This is a genomic window from Turicimonas muris, from assembly GCF_002221595.1.
Classification (GTDB): Bacteria; Pseudomonadota; Gammaproteobacteria; order Burkholderiales; family Burkholderiaceae_F; genus Turicimonas; species Turicimonas muris.
The window spans coordinates 643,914-666,311 of record NZ_NHMP01000001.1 but is presented as its reverse complement, the minus strand read 5'-3'; the positions used below and the strand labels follow the sequence as shown (position 1 = coordinate 666,311).

Below are 22,398 nucleotides of genomic sequence, written 5' to 3'. Positions count from 1 at the left end.
CTAAATTTCAATGACATGGTTTTGGATTTTTCCTGACATTGAGAGGTTCAGGATAAGTTCGCATCTTCTAATAGCAGCAATCCATCGAAAAGCTTCATTTCTCTATCAGAGAGAACCCGGACAGGTGGTTCCTGCTTGTCACCTCTTAAGCCAGATTTATTTTAATCATCAGATTAATCATGTTCTCGCATTTCTTCGCTAGCTATCTGAAAACTTCAAGCTGGGCGCGCAATGAATCTAGTTTCCTTAAATGTCCTAATCCTCCGTCACGGAGATACCTACTTTATATTCCATCGGGAAATTCCTGAAGGTGCAACAAGGGATCTTTAGATAGCATTACAGTTACCGACCTATGGGTGATTAAGTGGAGAATCGCTCTTTTTCCAAGGCACGTTATATGCAAAAAAAGAATAAAAAAAAGGAAGTCTCTATCTTCCGTTCAAAACCTCATTCTGTTAAGTTTTTTTTCTTACATAAGAAGTCTCCTTTATTAAAGCGCCAAGTATTGGCACTCTTTTCTGCTTTGTTTGTTCCTTTAGCCGCATTGGCCGCAACTGAACAAGACTTTAAAACGCCGGAGTATTACGCTTCGAACGGGCTGGATTTAATCAATGCAGCTCCTGCTTATGCGCAGGGATTCACTGGAAAAGGCGTGTTGATTGGTTTATTAGATACTGAGATGCAGTCATATCATCCGGAATTATCCGAGAAGTTTGAAGTCGTTCAAGCTTTTGACAAGGACGGAAACAGACTTCCTCTCCCAACGGTCTGGGACGTATCCGTGAGTCACGGAACCCATGTTGCCTCCATCATGGCTGCAAAAAAAGACGATAACGGAATGCACGGTGTTGCTTTTGATTCGAATGTTGTCGGACAGGTCTACATTGGACTTCAAGAATTTTATTATCCGGATAACGAAAATTTCTTTCAAAAACATCCTGAGATTAAAATTCTCAACAACAGTTGGACCTCACCTGAGCTCAATAAAGATCAGCTTCCAACAGGTGAGCTGTACAGCATAAACGAAGCGAAAAAGCTTTCCAAGTTAATGGGTGAGCGTCCGCATTCAGGCAGTCTCGTCAACTGGGCTCTAAACAATCCTAACAGTCTCGCGGTCATTGCCGCGGCCAACGACGGTTGGGTCCATCCTTCTTTTACCGGAATGCTCCCTCGCTATTACGGTTCCGAACTTGGAAACTGGATTACCGTTGTCTCAGCTAATCCTCTCGATACGCGTCGAGAAAACGGAAAAATTGTCTTCGGCCCAACAGGCCTTTCTTTGTTTTCTAATGTAGCTCGCGGTGCAGAACTGTTTTCTATCACCGCGCCCGGAAGCAATATTTTGGCCGCAAATGTAATTGACGGAAAGTACGTCTTAAAATCCGGCACCTCTATGGCTGCGCCTCAGGTTTCGGGAGCTGCCGCCCTAGTAGCTCAAGCTTTTCCGTGGATGACAGGAAAGCAACTAGCCGATACGCTTCTCACAACGGCTAACAGCAATATTGAATGTCCGGACATTCTTGTCGGTTTTGATAATTCGGTTGCTTCAGTTCTCGTCTTTTATTACTTTTCCAATGACAGACCCTCCCAAGAGCAACTAATTCAGGCTATCACCAAAACATACCAAGCCGATCCTGCTGCGTGGCCAACTTATTCTCTTAATACTCTTATTGACCTTTTCGTCAAAGACCATTACGAAAAAGACGGCACAGAAAAGTTCGACGATAAGTATGTAAGACTTGTTAAAGTCACCAAAGAAGAAGTGTTTGGCCAAGGCATGCTTGACGTTGGCAAAGCTGTGAACGGTATTGCACGCTTAGACGTCAACCGAATGAAGGCAGAAGACATTCGATCCTATGCTGAATTCGGAAACGAAAAGTTTGCTTTTGAAAGATTTAACACCCAAGGAAAAACAGCCTTCTTTAACAACGATATTTCCGAAAGCCTTTGGAATGACAAGTACCACCACGAAGAATACAAAGAAGGTGTTTATAGAGCGGCGACAACTTTCACCGGGTTAAAGCCCGGATTGATTAAGGAAGGAAGCGGCGTTTTAGTCTTAACCGGAACGAACACGTACTCCGCACCGACAGTTGTTGAAGGGGGCGTTTTAGACATTAGCAAACGAGCCGACGGTTCCGGTGGAACGCTGGTGCATAGTTCCATCTTAGTTCAAAACGAAGGTGCGCTTTTAGGCAACGGCACAGTTAACAACAAAGTAATAAATCATGGTACTTTTATTCCCGGTGATTTTGTGGCTCCTTTCACGGTTGGACATTACGTTCAAAGTCCGTCGGGAAATCTCATTTTCTTTGTAAGTAATGAGGGCGAGCACAACAGTCTGAAAGTGCTTGACGAAGCCAAATTAGAAGGCAAGATCTTACTTGGTTTAGAAAGAGGCTTTCACGTCAATGATAGTCTTCATCAAATCCAGCTTCAGGAACTTATCGAAGTAAGCGATCCCTCAAAATTATCCTTAGATTTGGAAGCTATTAAGTTTTTTAAAAATTCAGGAACTTTAGACGCTGAATTAGAAAGAAAAGGAAACTCCATCTTTTTAAAAATTTTGAGATTGCCCGACAGTTACACGCAATATGCCCAGACACCAGCTCAGTTTTCTTTGGGAAATGCGTTATATGCCGTTGCGTCGCAGAGTTCCTTAAGCAACGGTTTGAATAATTTAATCGAGTTAGTAGATTTTTCCGATCCCAGAAACAATGAGGTATCCAATATTCTCCAAGACACGCTGCCAAATTTATACCTGAATGCTCAGAAAGCGGACTTAGAACAGCTTCGAACTATTAATAACCTTCTCTTCTCGGCTCAGACCGAGAACGGTTATTGGACTAAGGTTTTAGGCACTCGAGGCTCTACCGCTAACTCGACTTATCTCAACGGCTATCGGACTTATCAGTACGGCGTGTTAGGAGGATACAGAACCAAAGTTTCTGACCAAGTCAAATCCGGACTATTTATCGGTGCTGCTCAATTAAATCTGAAGGAAAAGAATAGCGGGAGCAAATACGATTCAACAAGATTTTTGATTGGAGCAGAAGCGAGATACTTGCCCCAAAAAATTGATGGATTAACAGTTTTTGGCTCTATGTTTGTCGGCGTTAATGATGCCAAAGCAACTAGAAAATCAGTCGGCAGTGCTTATAAAGGCCACTGGACAGGTTTTGGTTTCAGTACTCAAGCAGGAGCGGAATTCTTAGCCGGATCAGAAACTATCAAAGCAGGTCCTTTTGCATTGGTTGATTACAGTTGGCTACGGACACCTTCTTTCACAGAGAAAGGCTCGGGCATTCCGCAATCCATCGCATCACACCATAGAGGAAACATTTCAAGCTTGATCGGCCTTAAATTTCAAGGCAGCACTCAAATTATCCAAACATCGATAACTTCCGATATATGGCTCGGCTGGCGCCATAGCTATTCAACGAGCGAGGCCAAGATTGGCACAAAATTTGCCGACGCTTCTCCGAGATTTTTTGCCGGAACTGACAGTTTCCAAAAAGATTCCATGGAAGGCTCTTTAAGAGTCAGTTTAGAACAAAAGACTGGCGTCTACGGCGGACTTGAAGCTTGGGGAGCTGCTTCCGGAAAAGCTCGCAACATTGGTGCCAATCTATTTATTGGAAAGAAGTTCTAGCCAAAAGAAGCGAAGAACTATTTCTTCCTGAATTTGACTGCTTGTCATTAAGCCGTCATTGCGATTTCGCCATAACTAGCTTCTCTTGCTTCGGCTGTCTACAGCACTGCGCAGTTCTGCCCGCCTTGTGTTGTAACAGACGCTCTGAGAGCGTTGGTCTGAGTTCCTGCAACAGTCGTGAGAATAATCACCTCTACTCGCAATGTTAATATTCAGTCCTTCGAGTTGTCTCTACTATGACCTCGGCTGACTTCTGATTTAACATCCAGTTCCCTCTCGAGTTCTGTAGCCGGTAGCATTAAATCAGACCTCCCCAGGTATGACGCCGTTCTTTCCCGCCTGTCCATCGGATCTACGTCCTAGGGTCTTGTATGAGTATTGGGCGTTGGGTACTTTAGCCCCCTCCCCTCAAAAAAAAACGCCTAGACCGCCTCATATCCGCTTCCTGTCCGTTGAACATGCGTTTTGCTGTCAGCTTCCTTCAGATTTAACGTCATCGTTGAACCCTTGCCGAGTCGCTAACCTTTCCCCTCACCGGGCAGGTTCGGGATTTGCACCCTATGGAGAGATGCCCTGCTGGGCGCACTAAAATAAAGCCAGCAGGTTTTAACTGCCGGCTTGTTTTTCCTAATGAGTTAATTAGGTCGTTTCAGGATTAGTTAGAGAAGAAATATTTCCTTTACCTTCATCCTGCAGCATATGGTTTAGTTCTCTCTGAAGCAGAACAATAACGGTATAACGGTTCACGACTTCTCTGTAGAACTGTAGGAGGGCCAAGTAGAGCTCAGAGCGGTGCAAAGGCATTTGATTGATATCAATCTGCTTCATCAATTCAAGCTGATAAAGATTGACCTCTTCTAAGTTAGTATTGGATAACCTCAGCAATACTTCGTCAGAGGTTGAGCCTGAAAGGATAAAGTTATCCAGAGTCTTCTGAAGACTCTTCAAATCACTAATGGACTTAAGAAGATTGTTTCTCAACACACCCTTGAAGACAGAGTGGGAGTTAGCAATGTGATCGTCCATCTGGCTCACTACCTTTGTTAAAAGCTGAGCCACGTCCTTCATGTTGGAGAACGTACGGTAGTAATAGTTTCGGGCATCGTAATCACCATCTTTACCATGAATAATCATCAGATAGTATTGACTTCTCATACGCACGATATGATCCAGCAAAGCCTGAGAACGGCTCTTGCATTGTCCAAGCTCAGACAAATCTTCTGCTAACAAGGCCTTAACGGCATCCGAGAAGATGTTGATAGTCTGTTCGAGGTTTTTTCCAATAGCATTGTTAAGACGATTTCTAATCTCTTCACGGGTCATATTTTCGTCAAGAAACTCTTCTGCTTGCTGTTCTTTCTTGGAACCAGCCAAGAAGTTAGAACGAATTAACAAAGTAACAACTACTAAACCCGCAGGAATCATGAACCACGCACCGAGCCATAAGCAAAGAAGAGCAGCAATACCGCAGGAAATAAAGGCGGTAAAGGCTGTCAAGAACCATCCGCTGATAACGGCTAAGACACCGGAAATACGATAAACTGCTGTTTCTCTATCCCAAGCACCGTCAGCCAAAGAGCTTCCCATGGCTACCATAAACGTGACGTAGGTAGTTGACAAAGGCAGCTTGAGGGAGGTAGCCGTTGCAATCAAAATACTGGCCAGCACCAAGTTAACAGACGCTCTGACCTGATCAAAAGGCAATGGGATCTCACCCTTTTGCAAACGAGGCTTTTCTAGTCTGTTATCAATTGCTGTTAGGACGGAACGAGGAAGAATTTGATTAACAATCTTATTGACGCTCAAGGCTGAGCGAACAATGACACGGCCTGTTACAGTGGCGCCGAACTGCTCTTTCTCGTTTCTGTCGCTGGCAGACAAGTTAATAGCTGTCTGCACAACTCGTCGTGCCTTCGGGCTGAACCACAAGGTTCCAACCATAATTAAGCCGGAAATAACAAGATAGATGGTCGGAGTTTGAACACTCTCCTTTAACCCGCCCATATAAAAAGTTTCAGGAGTAAGGGCTCCGTTCAAAGCATGAGCCGCGTCAGCTATCTGTACGCTCTGCAAAGCTGCAAGAGGCACACCAACGAAGTTCACCAAGTCGTTGCCTGCGAAAGCGAAAGCCAGTGAGAATGTGCCGGCCAAAATTACAAGACGAAGTGCATTGTAATTAAAGAACCAGATGAGGCACTGAATGACAACTGTCGTGCCTAAGAAGGTGTAAAGAAGAATATCGAAAGTATTAGCATTAATCCAGGTCAAAAGTTCCGGAGTCATGAAAGAAGCACCTTTTGCACCCTTCACGACAAGGAAGTAGAAAATAGCTGTTAAACAGAAACCGGAATAAATACCGCCGATATAACGGTATACCTTCTGGAATTTAAAGGAGAATACCATGCGGACGATCCATTGGATAATGACGCCGCAGGTAAAAGCAATAATGACAGAAGAAAGAATACCGATGATGATACTCAGTGCTTTTTCATTATTGATATAGGCTCCTAAACCTCCTAAAGATCCCGTTGTAATCCAAAGTTTGTAGCTAGCTGTAATGACAGAGCCGCCGAGCAATTCGAAAACAATGGAAACTGTGGTTGAGGTTGGAAGTCCAAGAGAATTAAAGGTGTCAAGGAGAAGTACGTCGGTCATCATAACAGCAAAGAAAACTATCATGACGTCGTAGAAGGTAAACATTGTCGGATTAAAGATACCGCTTCGTGCGATTTCCATCATTCCGCTTGAGAATGTACAGCCTAAAAGCACACCGGCGGCAGCGACGAACATTACTCTATTGAAAGAAGCTGCTCTCGATCCTAATGCGGAACTTAAAAAGTTAACCGCATCATTACTTACCCCCACAAATAGGTTAAACGAGGCAAGAAGCATTAAGAACAGCATAATGCCTGTTAAAAAAGTGTCCATATAGTAATAATTTTAGAAATAACTTAACCACCCTATGTTAGATATCCAATATGACAAATTTATTACATAAAAGGGTTATTTTCTCTTTATAACCTTGACCCTCAAAACCATTTTAGTCAGTCATAGCCCGCCGGCTCTTTCTTAAAAGCTTCTGCGAAGCTTTCTAAAGAGTATTATTGCCAGAATAAAAAAGTCTCACTTTTACAACACGAATAAGGAATGACTCATGAAGTTTAAAGTTCTTACCTGTCAAGCCGGTATTGCAGCTGCCATGCTCGCAGTCGCACCAGCCAGTCATGCTGACTTTCTTTCCGACCTTTTTGGTTCCTCTGCTAAAGAACCGGCCGTTTTGCCGTTGACTACTTCTCAGATTCTTCAAAAAGAAGTTTATTCGATCGATGGACGTAAAGTCTCTGCTTGGGAAGTTGTGCCAGTCTCCACTAAGCGGGGCACACGCTATAACTTGGTCCAGAAAGAAGGTACCGGCACTTTATTTGGAAGCCAACTCGATGCCGGCAACGTGGTTACCAAAAACGGCAAAGTTGCCTTGGATAAAGCCGCTGGAGTTACATTCCTTAAAAACGGAGATGCTCAATTCACTTTCGGTCATCCAAAGACACCTGTCATTATTGACTTGAATCTTCGTGCCATTGACGTCAGCGGTCAAAAAATTGCAGACTATCTCAAGACCCGCGACGGCAAAACCAGCAATGATTCTGAAAAAGTTGGAAACTCTAAATTCCCGGAAGGCTCAATTGCTTACCAGGCCGTTACTAAATTCGTAAATGGTGAAATGGTTCTTCCTGTAAACGAATCCTTTACTAATGCTAAGGCCTCACGAGAAATCATTGAGAACTTCAGAACTGTTCCTTACTGTTTGAACTACGAATCCAGAATGGATTCTCACGCCTACGGCATCGTCTTTGACCCGTCTGCTCCAAAAGCTACAACAGGTACATACAAGATTCTTCCGGTCAGAAGAGACACTATTTTCTGCAAGCCGACAGGAGAACCAGCTGTTGCCAGCGGAAACTGGAATGCTGTCACAACCAAGAACTCCTCTGCTGTTGTTTTAACACTTCCGTCCAATGTTGATCCGCGAGACTGCGGCCTCAAGATTCATGAAAACGGGGTTGCTAAGATTGCCTTCATTGCACCGGCTAAAGGCGACCATGTATTCAGACCAGGCCGTTACTATGCCAAAGGTGCAGCAGTTCAAGGTCAGAACTATTTATTCAACAATGTAGCCGCTGACGCTGCTACAAAAGCTCTTGGACTGTAACATTCCGTCCTTCATTGAAGCCTCGCCGACCGCGAGGCTTTTTGTTATAGCCTATACTTCCTAACTCGGCTTCTTTTTTCCTCACTACCGTCATCCTTCCTTTTAAGACTCTTTCCGTTAGCTAGCGTAACTTTCTGTTTCTTTTGAAATAACCCTGTAGTCTTTTTACTATATGAAATTATTCAAATAATTGATATGATAATCATTATCATTTTCATTTATTGTTTTATTAGCCATGTTTAGAACTTCTTTGTCTGTACTTTTTGCAGGATTATTCTCTGCTTCCCTTTGTTTCGCTGCCGATTTGCCAAAGGAAATCAATATCGTTTATGTCAAAGCTCCTTTCAACCTACAGAATATTGTTATGAAAGAGAAAGGAATGCTTGAAAAAGCATTTGAAAAGGACAACATTAAGATAAATTGGAAAACAATTACCTCCGGCTCTAAACAAACTCAAGCTATGGCTGGAAAATCTATTGATATTTCCGCTGTGATGAATACTTCCTCTCTATTAATGGCTAATGGTGTCGGCAATAAAATATTAATTGCTACCGGTGTTTCACATCCGGCCGACACTTTCGCGATTGTTGGAAAACCAGAAGCCATCCAATCCATCAAAGATCTCAAAGGTAAGAAAATCGTAGGACCAAAAGGTACTGTGCTTCATCAGCTGCTCGTTGCCGCCTTAAATAAGGAAGGAATGAGCATCAAAGATGTTGAGTTTATTTCTATGGATCAACCAACGGCTCTGGCCGCGTTGCTGGCAGGTAGGGTGGATGCTGCATTATTAGCTGCAAGCGGCGTTATCAAAGCCGAAAAATCCGGAACCAAAGTCATTACAACGGCAAAAGATTTGGTTAACGTGAACCTTGTTACCACCGTTACAGAAGATTTTGCAAAGAAGTATCCTGAGGTTCTCGATACAGTAGTAAAGGTTCAGAGAGAAGCTTTGGACTGGATTAAAAAGAATCCTGAAGAAGCTATCGGTTTAGGAGCTAAAGAGCATGGTATAGATATGGATGATGCCCGCAAACTTGCTTCCTGGTCTAACTATTACAACACCTTAAGTGAGAAAGATATCGAGGGCCTTCAAAAAGACCAAGATTTCTTATTCGACAACAAAATGATGGAAAAGAAAGTTGATGTTAAATCCTTAGTCCTTCCTTCAGCTCTGAAATAAAAATGTATTCCAATATCAAAGATTTTCTAATCTTCAAAGAACCAGAAGGCATCATTGGATATCGTGAAGATGATCTTTATCGTTTTGCCGGCCCGCGTGCTTTGATTGCCAGTGCGTTAGTTTTTCGTTTGATGAAAGAGGCTATAAAAGATTTGTCTCCAAATGAAATTCCATGCCGCAAGGACTTCACCGTCATCTCGGGCCATTCTGGGCCGGGTGTCAAAGACGGTTTTGAATACTTGACACGAGCGGTCAGCGAAAGGCGTTACCTTTACGATCCCGATAAGGCACGGAGCAATGCACCAGCTGCACCGGCTTCTGCCGCAGAAGGCTTCATGTATTTTGAAATTGGCTACCGTGGAAAAGCAATCCGATATGTCCTTGCTGACGATATTTTTGATTCAGAATGGTTTTCTCAGGTAAGGAAGCACCAAGAAGGATCTTCTTCCGTATCTGAGCACTCCCGCTATCTGATGTATAAAGATTCCGTGGTTTCTAAGCTAAGAAGAAAAGAGGATATTTTCAAACAAAAAGTACAGATTAGCGAAGACCCTTGATTTAATTGAGTATGACTTCTTTCTTTTTGGAGAAATTATGAGAGTCCTTCATTACATTTGAGGGAATACTTAAGCACACCATCTTTGAATGAAAAAAGTTTCAGAGGCAAAGATTATGAGACGAATCTTTTCAGATTAGTTTTGCCGTCATCAATTTTTCTCTGCACTCCAATATATCTTCCTCAGTCTCTTCCTATAAAATAATCTTCATACAAGAAGAGAACGATTCAGGTGTGAGCCATAAGACTTTGGACTCTAAACTGTGAACAGAGGCTTTTCTGTTACTTTCAACAAAGATGGCCTCTTCGTGCAGCTTACTTCCTTCTTCTCCAAGGCCGGTTTCACTCGAATTTTGCGGCTCGAGCGGGAACCTGCCTCTCCACAAGCTGCCACGATGGAATTCAGCGCCATATTCTTCAAATTAATTTCCGCTCTAAGACCTGGACTGTCGCGCAACTGGAGCACTTCCATTTGTGAGCCGACAATGGCAACAATTCAGACTTATATCCGCAAATAGAGAAACTCTTGCTGCTCGGGAAAAATCTGTTCCCAACTTTAACATATCCCCCCCCCACCTTATCGCCGTCTTGCACTACAGTTGGCTAGAAACTCATGTCGGAAATAGCTCTAGGCAAATGATTGTTTTTCATCATACATAGGTTGTGATTGAGCCATCCAGTGCTGAAGCGGCTTCTCTTATGCCTACTAATCTTTTCTTTTTGAAGATGCCGGCGAAGATATGAAAAGATTTCAAGTAACCTATTCAAGTCCAACTTCCTCCTATTGGAATACTCAAAGATAAAAAAACGGAACTGCCGAAACATTTGCAGAAAGAGGAACGTCTTCATTTACAAAACTAAGAAGTGCTCCTTTTCCTCTAACCTCCTTTGGCAAAACGTCAAAACTTTTGACCATAGAAGCTCGTGGAGAACTTGTTTTTTTTATCTCTATGGGATAAAGCATCCCTGCCTCTTCAATAATAAGGTCAATTTCTCTGCCATCAGTATCCCGATAATAAAAAAGGCTTGGTTCTCGTCCAATGTTGCGATAGCCTTTCAAAATTTCAATGATTGCATAATTCTCCAGAAAAGCTCCACTCATCGTTCCCGCCTCTATTGCTTGCTCAGTAAGCCAGCCGCTTAAAAAAGATGCCAGTCCAGTATCCGTAAAATAGAGCTTTGGTGATTTGACTAAACGTTTAAGACGATTATTAAAATATGGCGGGAGAAAATATACGAGCCCTGAAGCCTCCAAAACTGAAAGCCATGCTTTAGCAGTAGGTTGACTTATACCAACATCATTTGCCAAAGAGTTAAAGTTGATTTGTTGCCCAATCCGACCTGCTACTGCTCTTACAAATCTAACAAAATCCATTTCATTAGATACTTTCGTCAAGTTACGAACGTCACGCTGAAGATAAGTTTGAAAGTAGGAGTTATAAAAAATCTCCCAATCTACATCTGCCGTCCATAACATGGGATAACTGCCTTTCCATATAAAATGAAAAACCTTATCTAACGCAATTGACGTGCGTTTTCGGCAACTTTCCAGGTAATTCTCTGTAGGTAGGAAAGGCTTTTGTTTTAACCATCCCTGTAGTTCTCTCTGAGAAAGTCCAAGAAGTCTAAGAATTGCTATGCGACCAGCTAGACTTTCTGAAACATGCTGCATGAGATGGAATTGCTGAGAACCTGTAAGCCAAAAGAGACCGTTATTTTCATCTTGATCAACAATTGACTTAATAGCAGGAAAAAGGGTTGGAGCGTACTGAATTTCATCTATAAGAACAGGTGGTTTGTAGCGTTGGAGAAAAAGACTCGGATCTGAGTCTGCAAGCTCGCGGGCAGTGATTAAATCTAAAGAGATGTAAGGACGGCCCGGTGCTACGTGCTTTAGCATAGTACTTTTTCCAACTTGTCTAGGCCCAGTAACCAACAAGGTTTTAAATTGTCCGCCTACTTTATTTACAACAACCTGTTCCTCTCTCTGTATGTACATTCTTTTTCCTTCCAGTGATGTCTCATATAATTATATCCAGAAATTTCAAAATCCTATTTTGAAATTTAAGCTCTTTTATAAATTGATCTTCACTATTTTTATGAGAAAGAGAAGAAACCTCTGGATTAAAATAAGGCAGTAAAGAATCCAAGGAACAAAAATGAAACTTACCGTTGTTGTAGATAATTTCTGCCAAAAACAAGGTTTACTCGCTGAATGGGGTTACTCTTCTTGGCTGGAAACAAAAGATACCAACATTCTTTTGGACACAGCCGGAATTTGCCACGTGCTAACGCACAACCTGAATTTCTTGAACTTGGATCCAACAAAACTCTCGTCGGTAATTCTTTCTCACGGTCACTTCGACCATATCTCCGGACTAATGGACATTCTGCGGATTCAGCCGCAGGTTAATGTGTATGCCTCCCCGGCAGTCTCTATTGAAAAAAGAGGAGATGCGGACGCAAAACGTTTGAGCGGCGGATTTCCAATCCAAAGCTTAAGACAATTCCGTCCGATTGAAGGCATAACGGAAGTAGCTCCGGACGTCTTTGCTTTCACCGTTCCAAAAGCAAGAAGAAATCCGCACTATGTATGCTGCAGAAATCTTTGGGAAGTTAACGAAAACGGCTCCGTTGAGACCGACAACTTTGAAGATGATGTTTCAGTCGCCGTTAAAGGAAATAAAGGCTGGTCGCTGCTTTTAGGCTGTTCTCATGCCGGTCTGCCCAACATCATGAGATATATCTCTGAAGAGCTCAATATTGAAGTATTTGATACCGTCGTCGGAGGTTCTCATCTTTGCGCTGCTGCACCGAGAGAATATCCTTTGTGGGCGGAAAAGCTCAGTGAATTTAAGGTAAAACGCTGGAGACTGAACCATTGCACCGGCTTCAAAGCCGCCGCTGCAATGGCCAAATATTTTGATGATGTAGATTGGGCCGGATGCGGTTCAGTCATAGAACTATAAAAAGCTCTAGCCGAAATTATCGTCGTCCGCGTCCCAATATCTTTCTATGTCCGACCAACCGGCTTTAGCATAGGCATAGTTGAGAATATTTGAGCCTTCATGCTCGATGGCGGCTGAATCACTCAATGTCCTTCTCCAAGCCTTTGCACCGGCCAATCCTGTAAGCAGGCCGTGCATATGGCGGCAAACCGCCCTTACCGCTCTTTGATCAGACCCTACCGTCTTCAAGTATTCAGTCATGACCTCAATTACTTTTTCTCGAGTAATCGGCTCATGACTGTCGCCGTAAATTCTGTCATCTACATCGCTTAAAAGCCAAGGAGTGTTGTAAGCAGCACGGCCTACCATCACTCCATCCACAAACTTGAGCTGTTCTTCGACTTGGCCTAAATCTTGAATTGCCCCGTTGATCACAAAGATTAATTCAGGGAAATCTTTTTTAAGCTGATATGCAAACTCTCTTTTGAGAGGAGGAATTTCGCGGTTTTCTTTTGGAGAAAGACCTTTGAGCCAAGCGTTTCTTGTATGAACAATGAAAACATTTGTCCCTGCTTCGGATACCGTCCCAACAAAATCTCGGACGAAGTCATAGTTTTCAATTTTATCGATACCGATTCTATGCTTAACCGTGACAGGGATATCTACGGCATCTCTCATCGCCTTTATACAATCGGCAACCAGGGCCGGTTCCGACATTAGGCAAGCACCGAAAGATCCTTTTTGAACACGCTCACTCGGACATCCGCAATTAATGTTAACTTCGTCATAGCCCCAATCCTGAGCTAATTTTGCACAGGCTGCCATGTCTTTCGGATCAGATCCTCCAAGCTGCAAGGCAACCGGATGCTCTTCTTTATTAAAGTCCAAATGTCTAGGCCTGTCGCCGTATATCAATGCGCCGGTTGTCACCATTTCCGTATACAAACGGGCGTCTTTTGACAACTGACGATGAAAATATCTGCAATGTCTGTCTGTCCAGTCCAGCATCGGAGCTACACAGAATTTCCAAGAATCTTTACTGTTCATAAAACTAAAAAAAGCTGCCAGAAGGCAACTTCAAAAATTAGGATAGGATCCCGTCAACATAAAACCATCGTCCGTTTTCTTTCAAGAATCGACTCTTTTCTTCCTGCTTAAATCCGCGTCCTGCAATCAAGCCGCGGGCAATGAAATGAACTAAGCCTTCATCGGGTGAATTGAAACCGGTGCTTTTTATCTTCAAAGAAAGCCATTTAACCGGGTCATCCAAATTAAGCTCAGACGGTCGCGTTGAAGGATGCCAAGTGTCGAGAAGATACATTGGCTTCTTCACGACAAAAGCAGAATATCTGGAACGCATCAGCTGTTCCGGCGTTTCAGGAACAGCTTTTCCGTCATGAAAGCGTCCGCAGCAGTCGGAATAGAGTTTCCCGCTGCCGCAAGGACACATATCGCTGGGTTTAGATTCCCGGGCCAACTCTTTCGTCTCCGCGGGCAGCTCTTCTGCGTTCGAATTCTTTCAGCCAGCGCTTACGAATTCTGATGCTCTTCGGCGTAATTTCCGCAAGCTCGTCATCGTTAATAAATTCAACGGCGCTTTCAAGGGTAAGCTGAATCGGAGGAACCAAACGAATAGCTTCGTCTGTACCGGAAGCACGAATGTTGGTCAGCTGCTTGCCTTTAATCGGTGTAACGACAATATCATTGTCTCTGGAGTGGATACCGATAACCATACCTTCGTAAATCGGTTCTCCCGGACCAATGAACAGACGACCTCTTTCCTGAATCTTCCACAACGCGTAAGCAACCGAAGTACCGTCATCTTGGCTGATGATGGCACCGTTTCTTCTATCGCCTAAGTCACCGGATTTAACAGGTGCATATTCGTCAAATACATGGCTCATAACGCCGGTACCGCGAGTCATTGTCAAGAAATCGTTCTGGAAGCCGATCAAACCGCGTGCCGGGATCTTGTATTCGAGTCTAACGCGACCTTTACCGTCCGGCTGCATATCCTGAAGATCACCCTTTCTGCGGCCTAATTCTTCCATAACCGGGCCTTGGTGATTTTCTTCAACGTCGACTGTCAAGCTTTCGTACGGTTCCATCTTCACGCCGTCAACTTCTTTATAAAGTACGCGTGGTCTGGAAACTGCCAATTCATAGCCTTCGCGTCTCATATTTTCAATGAGAATGGTCAAGTGCAATTCGCCGCGGCCGGCAACTTCGAAAACACCTTCGTTGTCAGTCGGCTTCATGCGCATAGCCACGTTGCTCTTGAGTTCTCTTTCAAGTCTTTCACGAATCTGACGGCTTGTAACGTATTTGCCTTCTTTACCGGCCAACGGAGAAGTATTGACGTGGAAGTTCATTGTCAAAGTCGGCTCGTCAACATGAAGCAGCGGGAGGGCTTCCGGTGCAGCAGGATCGCAAAGCGTCGTACCGATACCGATGTCTTCAATACCGTTGATAAGAACGATATCTCCTGCCTGAGCTTCATCAACAACCTTTCTTTCCAAACCTTGGAACTTCAAGACCTGATTGACTTTGGCTCTCTTAGGAACAGAATCAGGACCGTTCATAATGACAACTTCCTGGAGAGGTTTGATTTTGCCTCTTTTGATGCGGCCGATACCGATCTTGCCAACGTAGCTTGAGTAATCCAAAGAGGAAATCTGCAGCTGCAAAGGACCATCAGGATCATCGTCTCTGACCGGGACGTGATCAAGGATAGTATCGAAAATCGCCTTCATGTTGCCGATTTTCTTGAGTTCTTCAACATCTTCGGTAAAGCCGGCATAACCGCCTAAAGCGGAAGCGTAAATGACCGGAAAGTCTAACTGTTCGTCTGTTGCACCAAGTTTGTCAAACAAATCGAAAGTCTGGTTGATAACCCATTCAGGACGGGCACCCGGACGATCGATCTTGTTAATCACAACGATCGGACGCAAGCCTTGTGCAAGAGCTTTTTTAGTCACGAAACGTGTTTGAGGCATCGGGCCCTCAACAGCGTCAACCAGCAGAAGAACGCCGTCAACCATAGACAAAACCCGTTCTACTTCACCGCCGAAGTCAGCGTGTCCCGGGGTATCAACAATGTTGATGTGAGTACCGTTGTAATCAACCGCACAATTTTTTGCGAGAATGGTAATGCCGCGTTCACGCTCGATGTCATTACTGTCCATGACTCTTTCTGCAACTGCTTGGTTCTCACGGAATGTTCCGGACTGTTGGAGAAGCTTGTCGACTAAGGTTGTTTTACCATGGTCCACGTGAGCAATAATTGCCACATTTCTAATTGAGCGATTCATATATTTACTTTAATTACTACTATTCGAAATTAATCTTTCCGCGGAAAGAACGCCGTCAGTACTCAGCCGAGCGCATCCAAGCAGCTCACGCTTACCGTCTGACAGTCTGTAAACTTTTACTTTTTTCTCTGAATTTTCAGATCTCGTTATCCTAATACTTTGACCATGCAAAAAACGAACAGCTAACTCTTCTTTTAATTCAATAGGTTCTAATTGACTAAGAAGTCTGTCCGGAGGGTCGAGCATATCAAGTCTTTGAGCAATATCGGCTTCTTCAAAATCCTGTAGGCTGACAGCTTCAGAAATGTCGATATCTGCAATTTTTGTTCTTCTCAAAGCCGTTAAATGCGCTCCGCATCCGAGAATCTTGCCGATATCTTCGCCAAGCACACGCACATACGTGCCTTTGGAGCATTTAACTCTAACCAACGCTTCAGGTTTGTTAAAACTTAAAAGTTCAAGCTCGTAAACAGTGACGCGTCTGGGCTCTCTTTCGATCTCTTGTCCCTGACGTGCTAATTCGTATAACCGGACACCGTCCTTTTTTAACGCGGAATACATCGGCGGAATTTGGTCAATCTCACCGGTAAGGGATTCCAGAGCCTTATGGAGCTGTTCTTCAGTGAAGTCAACCGGTCTGGTTTCAATAATCTCTCCTTCTACATCGGCTGTCGTAGTTGTTTCTCCGAACTTTATAGAGGCAACATATTCTTTATCGGCGTGAAGCAAATCAGCACTGAATTTTGTAGCCTCTCCGAAGCACAACGGCAACAGCCCCGATGCAAAAGGATCTAAGGTTCCCGTATGACCTGCTTTTTGAGCATTTAAAGCTCTTCGGGCTTTTTGCAGTGCGGTGTTGCTGGAAAGACCGACTGGTTTATCCAGCATTAAAACACCGTCAATCTTGTCTCCTTTTTTTCTGCGGGACAAAATTTACTCCTTAATTTTTTCTGCGTCCTCAGCGCGGGCCTGCTTAATGAGCTGATCCATTTCAAAGCCGTCTTCAACGCTCTTGTCGTAGACGAAGTGAAGCTGAGGAACGGTGTGGATCTTCAACAGTTTGAAGATTCTCGGATAAAGAATCGGAGAGGCACTGTTAAGAGCTTCTTCGGAGGCTTCCGGAGTGGAGCCGATGGAAGTGAAATACACTGTGGCATGGACATAATCCGGCGTGATTTTAACGCCTGTAATCGTAACAAGACCAATTCTCTTATCGCTTAATTCTTTCGGAATCATTGTCGCCAAATCTCTTTGGATTTGTTCTTCGATACGGTTTGCACGACCCGGTTTGCTTGGTTTAATCATCATTGTTCTCCATTCATTTAAAAAGCAAAAGAGCCCGCCGGCCCTTCTGCTTTCGACTTCTAAGAAGGATTATTCAATCGTTCTTGCGACCTCTTCTACTTCGAAGATTTCAAGTCTGTCATTGACTTGAATATCGTCATAATTCTTCAAAGAAATACCGCATTCGGCACCGGCCTTAACTTCTTTGACGTCATCTTTGAAACGTCTCAGAGAGTTAATCTCTCCTGTCCAAATGATCACATTGTCTCTTAAAAGACGTACATGTGAATTACGTTTAACCACTCCTTCGAGCACCATACAACCGGCAACGGTTCCCACTTTGGGAACGCGAATGACTTGACGGATTTCGACAAGACCGACGTGGTTTTCACGGCGTTCCGGAGCCAACATACCGCTCATGGCTGCCTTAACGTCATCTACAGCGTCGTAAATAATGTTGTAGTAACGAATGTCAATGCCGTTGTTTTCCGCAAGCTTGCGAGCCTGAGAATCAGCACGAACGTTAAAGCCGATAACTACTGCATTGCTGGCGATAGCCAAGTTGATATCGGATTCGCTGATGCCGCCGACGGCTGCGTGAACCACAGAGACCTTAACTTCCTTGTTGGAAAGCTTGGTAAGGGCGTGGACCAAGGCTTCCTGAGAACCTTGAACGTCACTCTTAATGACCAAGGACAAGGACTTCTGACCTTCATCCCCGTCTTTGAACAGGTTGTCAAGCTTAGCGGCCTGCTGGCGGGCAAGCTTAACGTCACGGTATTTGCCTTGACGGTAGTTGGCCAACTCTCTGGCTTTTCTTTCGTCATTAATGACAATGATTTCGTCACCGGCTGCCGGAACATCGGACAAGCCCTGAATTTCCACCGGAATGGAAGGACCTGCGGAAGTCACGGCCTTGCCGTTTTCGTCCAAGAGGGCTCTGACGCGGCCGTATGTAGCACCGGCCAAAACGATATCTCCTTTCTTCAAAGTACCGGACTGAATAAGGACGGACGCAACGGCACCCTTACCTTTATCCAATCTGGATTCGATAACCACGCCTTTAGCAGGAGCGTCAACCGGAGCTTGGAGCTCAAGGATTTCCGCCTGCAAAAGAACGTTTTCGAGAAGATCGTCGATACCCTGACCGGTCTTAGCAGAAACAGGAATAAACGGAACATCGCCGCCGTATTCTTCCGGCATGACCTCATTGGCCACCAATTCCTGCTTAACTCTTTCGGGATTGGCATCCGGCTTATCTATCTTGTTGATAGCTACAACCAAAGGCACGTTGCCGGCTTTGGCGTGAGAAATAGCCTCTTTGGTCTGTGGCATAACACCGTCGTCAGCAGCAACCACCAAAATTACGATATCGGTTGCCTGAGCACCGCGGGCACGCATAGCCGTAAAGGCTTCGTGGCCCGGAGTATCCAAGAAAGTAATGATGCCTCTGGGAGTCTCAACGTGGTAAGCACCGATATGCTGTGTAATGCCGCCAGCTTCGCCTGCAGCGACCTTGGTTCTTCTGATGTAGTCAAGAAGAGAAGTCTTACCATGGTCAACGTGGCCCATGATAGTAACAACCGGCGGTCTCGGCACCTTGGGTACTTCAGCCAATGCGCTTGCTTCTTCTTCCAAGAAGGCTTCCGGATCATCAGCTTTAGCGGCTGTTGCACGGTGTCCCATTTCTTCAACAACAATCATGGCAGTGTCTTGGTCGAGCATCTGGTTGATCGTAACCATCTGACCAAGCTTCATCATTTGCTTAATGACTTCGGTTGCCTTGACGCTCATCTTGTGGGCCAATTCAGCGACAGTAATGGTTTCAGGAACCACAACATCACGGATAATAGGTTCTTGGACAGCAGGCTGCTGTCTTTGCGGCACATTGTTCTTCTGCTGCTTGCCGCGTTTGTTTCTGCGGTCAGACTTCCAGCCGCTGCCTTCGTCGTTGTTTTCTCCGCCTTTGATCTTCATGGTTCTCTTATGCTGGTTTTCGTCTCCCCAGTTTTCAGAGCGGCGGTTGTCTTTCTGAGCCTTGTTTTCTTTCTTAACGCTGTTCTTATGCTGTTTCTTCTGGCCTTCTTTAGCATCTTTGCTTTCTTCGGCTTTAGCAGTTAAAACACGTTTCGGGGCAGACATCATTTCGCGAATAGCTCTGGCTTCAGCCTCAGCTTTCTTACGGGCTTTTTCACGTTCTTCAGCCAAACGCTTGCTTTCTTCTTTAGCCTTAGCGGCAGCTTCGGCAGCTGCTTTCTCAGCAGCAGCGCGCTTACGGGCTTCTTCAGCGCGTTTAGCGGCTTCACGTGCGGATTTTTCAGCCTGTTCTTTCTTCAAGCTTTCTTCCTTAGCCAATTTCTGAGCTTCTGCTTCTCTAACCTTTCTTTCTTCTTCGGCTTTTCTAGCTTCTTCAGCTGCGCGAGCAGCAGCTTCCCTAGCTTTTTGTTCAGCTTCTGCCTTAGCTTTTGCCTCCGCAGCTGCTTTTTCAGCGGCGGCCTTGGCCAATGCTTCCTGTTCTTTCTGTCTCAGGATTTCAGCTGCTGCTTTTTCTGCTTCCTCGCGGGCCTTAGCCTCGATGTCAGAACGCTTAACAAGTACTTTCTTTCTTCTGACCTCGACCTGGATGGAGTGAGTACGACCGCCTGATGCAGGTTGAGTAATCACTTTCTTTTCTTTCCTAGTCAGGGTGATCTTTGTCTTTCCGGTACTGGTGCTTCCGCGTGCTGCTTTCAATGAATCAAGCAGTATCTGTCTGTCAATGTCATTGATTTCATCATCGGCCTTTCTCTGCGGACGACCTGCACTTTTGAGCTGAGCCAAAATTTCTTCAATCGGTAATTTCAGATCTGCCGCTAAACTAGATACAGTATTTTGTGTCATATAGTTCTTTTTCTCCTATTACCGTATTGATTAGTTGTCCCAATGAGCGCGGGCTGCAACGATTAATTTCTGTGCATCCTGCTCTTCCATATTTGTCATTTCCACCAATTCGGCAGTGGACAAATCAGCCAAATCATCTAATGTCTTTACGCCCTTCTTGCTCAGCAGGGCCACAAGATCGTGTTCCATTCCTGGAAGTTCTAAAAGTTTAGGGTCAGCTGTTTTTAACAATTCTTCTCTTTCAAGAGCCTGAGTAATCAGACCTGTACGGGCTCTGGAGCGAAGTTCACGGATAGTGTCTTCGTCAAAATCTTCCATTGCGAAGAGTTCATCTTCCGGACCGTAGGCAAGGTTTTCAAGAGTGTCGATGCCGTTTTCGATCAAGGCTTCTGCCACTTCTTCGTCTACTTCAAGGTACTGCATAAGCTTGCTGCGGATCTCTCCGATTTCTTTTTCTTTCTCTTCAGCAGCTTCTTCAGCAGTCATCACGTTGATATCCCAACCGGTGAGCTTAGAAGCAAGCTTCACGTTTTGGCCGGAAGCACCAACAGCTCCTTTTTTGTTTTCCTGGTCAACCACAACGTCCATTTTGCCCGCGTCTGCGTGTACAACAACGGAGGTAACAGTGGCCGGGGCCAAAGCACTGACGACATACTCAACAGGCTGGTCGGACCAGCGAACAATATCAATACGTTCGTTATTTAATTCTTTAGTAACGTTTTGAACACGGCTGCCTTTGACACCGACGCAAGTACCGATTGGGTCGATTCTCTTATCCTTGACCTGGACGGCAATCTTGGCTCTCTGGCCCGGTTCTCTGGCTACATTCTTAATTTCAAGCAGGCCTTCGTTGATTTCAGGAACTTCCAACTTCAAGAGTTCAATCAAGAATTCGTTACAGGCACGGCTCAAAGTCACCTGCTGCTGTCTTGAAGCCGGATCAATCTTGGAAACATAGGCACGGATACGGTCATTGGTTCTCAGTAATTCATGAGGGATGCATTCGCTCTTTGGCAGTCTTGCTTCGACCTTACCGATTTCAACAATCCAGTCTCCCCCGACGTTCTTACGAATTTGACCGTGAACAATTTTCTGATCTTTGTAGAGGTTCTTGAATTCTTCAAGATTTTTAATTCTTTCGGCTTCTCTCAATTTCTGGAGAATGACCTGCCGGGCATCAGTAGCGAATCTACGGCCTGTCACGCTGTAATCTTTGAGTTCCTGACGGACATAATCGCCGACATTCATTTCGCCCTGGTCAGAATAATCCTCCTTGGCTTCCCACTGAAGAATCTGACGATCAGGCTCCTGAAGTCCCTGGTCATCAGGAACGACGAGCCATTGGCGCCAAACTTGGTAATCACCGGTCTTAGGGTCTACTTTTACTGCGATATCCGCGTCTTCGCCCGGAAACTCGGATTTCTTAACAGCACTGGCGATAGCACTCTCAAGTGCCATCAGTACTAGCTCCTTATCGACACTTTTTTCATTTGCAAGGAGTTCTACGTAGTCAAGCAGATTCTTATTCATTTATTTTGAACCTCTAAAATCTAAATCGGCCAATAAAGAGGCGCGTTCAATGTCTTTAAATGGAATATTGAGGATGACAGGAGCGGCCTGAGCTTCTCCTGATTTTTTGGCTTTAGCTTTAGCTTTGGCAATTTCGCTCGGGGTGCGGCCCAATCTTTCAGTAATGAGCTCGAGCGTGATGGTCGGGCTGGCTTCCTCGCCTTCTACGGCAAGAAGCTTACCGTCCATTCTTCTTCTGCCGTTGGCAGGCAAACCTTCGCCTGTCATCGGTGTATAGAGCTCGATATGAACGTTGCTGCCGACAAAACGAACGAAGTCATTAGCGCGTCTGAGAGGACGATCCACACCCGGGGAAGAGACTTCAAGACGATCGAAATCCACGTTGTCCACGGTTAAAGCGGGATTCAAAAGATTGCTGACTTTTTCGCAATCGTCCAACGTAATGCCGCCTTCTTTATCAATAGTGACGCGGATAAGACCTCTTGGAAGACGTTCGACGTCAACCAATTCGTAACCGAGACCTTCCACGGTCGACTCAATTAATTCGAAAACCTGAGATGGAACCGCCATTCTGCTGCAACCTCTTAACTAAACCAAAAAAAAACGGGCGCTAAGCCCATCTATTTACAACCCTTGACAGGTGTATTCCCATACCAAAGATACAGAAATACCCGGCAAATTTTTATAATCTGCCAGAAATTTGCAAGCATTGTACTCCTAACTTATTAAAAAAACGGAAGTTTTTGTAAAAATGGATAAAAAACCACTTCTTTCCTAAAGTTTTTTATTATTTGTCAAGCGGTAAATTTCCCTTACTAAACATAAAGTTATCCATTTCGCTTATACA

The 22,398-nt window shown here is 44.6% G+C and carries 15 protein-coding genes; 5 read left to right on the top strand and 10 right to left on the bottom strand.

Going from position 1 to position 22,398, the window contains the following annotated elements; all coding sequences use genetic code 11:
• The first annotated feature begins 397 nt into the window (after positions 1-397).
• Positions 398-3,652, top strand: a complete 3,255-nt coding sequence (locus ADH67_RS03020) for a S8 family serine peptidase (protein WP_066591497.1) — start codon at positions 398-400, stop codon at positions 3,650-3,652.
• Positions 3,653-4,291: 639 nt separating this feature from the next.
• On the opposite strand, the gene ADH67_RS03015 is transcribed toward ADH67_RS03020, so the two are convergent.
• Positions 4,292-6,580 carry an inorganic phosphate transporter gene (locus tag ADH67_RS03015; RefSeq protein ID WP_066591488.1) on the bottom strand — a complete coding sequence of 763 codons (2,289 nt, stop codon included), beginning with the start codon at positions 6,578-6,580 and terminating at the stop codon, positions 4,292-4,294.
• A gap of 226 nt (positions 6,581-6,806) precedes the next feature.
• Here ADH67_RS03015 and ADH67_RS03010 point away from each other — a divergent pair, with 226 nt between their 5' ends.
• The 3 genes from ADH67_RS03010 to ADH67_RS03000 all read left to right on the top strand — a co-directional run bounded on the left by ADH67_RS03010 (position 6,807) and on the right by ADH67_RS03000 (position 9,599).
• Positions 6,807-7,862 (top strand): hypothetical protein, encoded by a 1,056-nt coding sequence (locus tag ADH67_RS03010; RefSeq protein WP_066591486.1) that lies wholly within the window; start codon positions 6,807-6,809, stop codon positions 7,860-7,862.
• A 250-nt stretch (positions 7,863-8,112) separates the two neighbouring features.
• Positions 8,113-9,042 carry an ABC transporter substrate-binding protein gene (locus ADH67_RS03005; protein ID WP_236578464.1) on the top strand — a complete coding sequence of 310 codons (930 nt, stop codon included), beginning with the start codon at positions 8,113-8,115 and terminating at the stop codon, positions 9,040-9,042.
• A gap of 2 nt (positions 9,043-9,044) precedes the next feature.
• The gene (locus ADH67_RS03000) at positions 9,045-9,599 is read left to right on the top strand and encodes a hypothetical protein (protein ID WP_066591482.1); all 555 of its coding nucleotides are present in this window, start codon (positions 9,045-9,047) and stop codon (positions 9,597-9,599) included.
• A gap of 792 nt (positions 9,600-10,391) precedes the next feature.
• On the opposite strand, the gene ADH67_RS02990 is transcribed toward ADH67_RS03000, so the two are convergent.
• Positions 10,392-11,597, bottom strand: a complete 1,206-nt coding sequence (locus tag ADH67_RS02990; protein WP_066591478.1) for an ATP-binding protein — start codon at positions 11,595-11,597, stop codon at positions 10,392-10,394.
• 160 nt (positions 11,598-11,757) lie between these two features.
• On the opposite strand from ADH67_RS02990, the gene ADH67_RS02985 reads away from it, so the two are divergent.
• Positions 11,758-12,567 carry an MBL fold metallo-hydrolase gene (locus ADH67_RS02985; RefSeq protein WP_066591477.1) on the top strand — a complete coding sequence of 270 codons (810 nt, stop codon included), beginning with the start codon at positions 11,758-11,760 and terminating at the stop codon, positions 12,565-12,567.
• Positions 12,568-12,573: 6 nt separating this feature from the next.
• On the opposite strand, the gene dusA is transcribed toward ADH67_RS02985, so the two are convergent.
• The 8 genes from dusA to rimP form a co-directional block, all read right to left on the bottom strand.
• The gene (dusA, locus tag ADH67_RS02980) at positions 12,574-13,593 is read right to left on the bottom strand and encodes a tRNA dihydrouridine(20/20a) synthase DusA (RefSeq protein ID WP_066591475.1); all 1,020 of its coding nucleotides are present in this window, start codon (positions 13,591-13,593) and stop codon (positions 12,574-12,576) included.
• A gap of 37 nt (positions 13,594-13,630) precedes the next feature.
• Positions 13,631-14,023, bottom strand: coding sequence for a YchJ family protein (locus tag ADH67_RS02975; protein WP_255202358.1), 393 nt, complete (start codon positions 14,021-14,023; stop codon positions 13,631-13,633).
• A complete protein-coding gene (typA, locus tag ADH67_RS02970) occupies positions 14,007-15,857 on the bottom strand; it encodes a translational GTPase TypA (protein ID WP_066591471.1) in 1,851 nt (616 codons plus the stop codon). Before typA ends, ADH67_RS02975 begins: the two co-directional genes overlap by 17 nt.
• A 9-nt stretch (positions 15,858-15,866) precedes the next feature.
• Positions 15,867-16,787: a tRNA pseudouridine(55) synthase TruB gene (gene truB / locus ADH67_RS02965; protein ID WP_066591470.1), complete on the bottom strand. Its 921-nt coding sequence runs from the start codon at positions 16,785-16,787 to the stop codon at positions 15,867-15,869.
• 3 nt (positions 16,788-16,790) lie between these two features.
• Complete coding sequence (gene rbfA, locus ADH67_RS02960) at positions 16,791-17,162, bottom strand: 30S ribosome-binding factor RbfA (RefSeq protein ID WP_066591468.1); 372 nt, start codon at positions 17,160-17,162, stop codon at positions 16,791-16,793.
• Positions 17,163-17,231: 69 nt separating this feature from the next.
• Positions 17,232-20,021 carry a translation initiation factor IF-2 gene (infB, locus tag ADH67_RS02955; protein WP_066591467.1) on the bottom strand — a complete coding sequence of 930 codons (2,790 nt, stop codon included), beginning with the start codon at positions 20,019-20,021 and terminating at the stop codon, positions 17,232-17,234.
• A gap of 30 nt (positions 20,022-20,051) precedes the next feature.
• On the bottom strand, positions 20,052-21,551 hold the full coding sequence (nusA, locus tag ADH67_RS02950; protein ID WP_066591466.1) for a transcription termination factor NusA: 1,500 nt from the start codon (positions 21,549-21,551) through the stop codon (positions 20,052-20,054).
• On the bottom strand, positions 21,552-22,121 hold the full coding sequence (gene rimP / locus ADH67_RS02945; protein WP_066591465.1) for a ribosome maturation factor RimP: 570 nt from the start codon (positions 22,119-22,121) through the stop codon (positions 21,552-21,554).
• Positions 22,122-22,398: the final 277 nt, after the last annotated feature.

Excerpts from the sequence above, each read along its gene's own strand:
- ADH67_RS03000 (WP_066591482.1), top strand. The coding sequence starts at position 9,045 with ATGTATTCCAATATCAAAGATTTTCTAATCTTCAAAGAACCAGAAGGC.
- infB (WP_066591467.1), bottom strand. The coding sequence starts at position 20,021 with ATGACACAAAATACTGTATCTAGTTTAGCGGCAGATCTGAAATTACCG.
- rimP (WP_066591465.1), bottom strand. The coding sequence starts at position 22,121 with ATGGCGGTTCCATCTCAGGTTTTCGAATTAATTGAGTCGACCGTGGAA.
- ADH67_RS02985 (WP_066591477.1), top strand. The coding sequence starts at position 11,758 with ATGAAACTTACCGTTGTTGTAGATAATTTCTGCCAAAAACAAGGTTTA.
- ADH67_RS03020 (WP_066591497.1), top strand. The coding sequence starts at position 398 with ATGCAAAAAAAGAATAAAAAAAAGGAAGTCTCTATCTTCCGTTCAAAA.
- dusA (WP_066591475.1), bottom strand. The coding sequence starts at position 13,593 with ATGAACAGTAAAGATTCTTGGAAATTCTGTGTAGCTCCGATGCTGGAC.
- ADH67_RS02990 (WP_066591478.1), bottom strand. The coding sequence starts at position 11,597 with ATGTACATACAGAGAGAGGAACAGGTTGTTGTAAATAAAGTAGGCGGA.
- nusA (WP_066591466.1), bottom strand. The coding sequence starts at position 21,551 with ATGAATAAGAATCTGCTTGACTACGTAGAACTCCTTGCAAATGAAAAA.
- ADH67_RS03015 (WP_066591488.1), bottom strand. The coding sequence starts at position 6,580 with ATGGACACTTTTTTAACAGGCATTATGCTGTTCTTAATGCTTCTTGCC.
- ADH67_RS03010 (WP_066591486.1), top strand. The coding sequence starts at position 6,807 with ATGAAGTTTAAAGTTCTTACCTGTCAAGCCGGTATTGCAGCTGCCATG.
- rbfA (WP_066591468.1), bottom strand. The coding sequence starts at position 17,162 with ATGATTAAACCAAGCAAACCGGGTCGTGCAAACCGTATCGAAGAACAA.
- typA (WP_066591471.1), bottom strand. The coding sequence starts at position 15,857 with ATGAATCGCTCAATTAGAAATGTGGCAATTATTGCTCACGTGGACCAT.